The sequence below is a fragment of the Candidatus Hakubella thermalkaliphila genome (assembly GCF_013281975.1).
Taxonomy (GTDB): domain Bacteria; phylum Actinomycetota; class Humimicrobiia; order Hakubellales; family Hakubellaceae; genus Hakubella; species Hakubella thermalkaliphila.
In genome coordinates, this window is record NZ_BLRZ01000316.1 from 1 (window position 1) to 1,005 (window position 1,005).

General features: G+C 46.7%; 1 protein-coding gene. It reads right to left on the bottom strand.

Going from position 1 to position 1,005, the window contains the following annotated elements:
- The coding region (locus tag HW443_RS11835) for an AMP-binding protein (protein WP_176238288.1) at positions 1–1,005 on the bottom strand (1,005 nt) is incomplete at both ends.

Consider the following 1,005-nt stretch of genomic DNA (forward strand, 5'->3'; position numbering starts at 1 on the left):
TTCTGCAGCCATCACCAGCGAAATAGAGGTTATCATACACTGTGAAATAGGTGTCAATGAACCGAGCGTGGTCACCCCACATTGTCCGCATCATTCCCGGCCAGGGTTTCCTAAAGCAAAGCTTACCGCCTTCATTTACATCGCACCTGCTTCCATCGTCCCGCAGAACAACCGGATCGCCGCCAAAGAAAGGTTTATTCGCACTTCCTGGTTTTAAGGTATGAACACCAGGGAGAGGAGTAATCAGATGTCCACCGGTTTCTGTCTGCCACCAGGTATCAACAATCGGGCACCGGCTATGGCCAATTTTTTCATAATACCACATCCAGGCCTCAGGGTTTATTGGCTCACCAACCGAACCAAGAACTCGCAGTGTATCTAATTTGTATTTTGCCGGCCATTCATCTCCCAGGCGCATCAGGGCCCGAATCGCAGTAGGAGCAGTATAAAAAACTGTAACACCGAATTTGTCACAAACCTGCCAGAAGCGTCCTGCGTCAGGATAGGTGGGGACACCTTCAAACATGAGGGAAGTGGCACCATTTGCAAGAGGGCCATAGACAATATAACTATGTCCTGTTACCCAGCCAATATCCGCGGTGCACCAGTAAATATCATCATCATGAATGTTGAAAACAATCTTATGGGTAAGAACAACCTGCAACAGGTAGCCTGCTGTAGTATGGACAACACCCTTTGGTTTTCCGGTTGAACCAGATGTATAAAGTATAAACAAGGGGTCTTCAGCATCCAGCTGTTCTGCCGGGCATTCCTCGCTGACCTTAGCTATTTCATCGTGATACCATAAGTCCCGGCCATCTTTCATATTGCATGGTTCTTCGTTGACTTTAACAACTATAACATTCTCGATGGTGGGTGTATTAGCTAATGCCTCATCGGCAATATTTTTAAGAGGAATATGTTTTCCTCCACGCACTGAATCATTGGCAGTAATAAGCATTTTGCAGTCTGAGTCATTAACGCGACCTTGAATTGCATCCACGC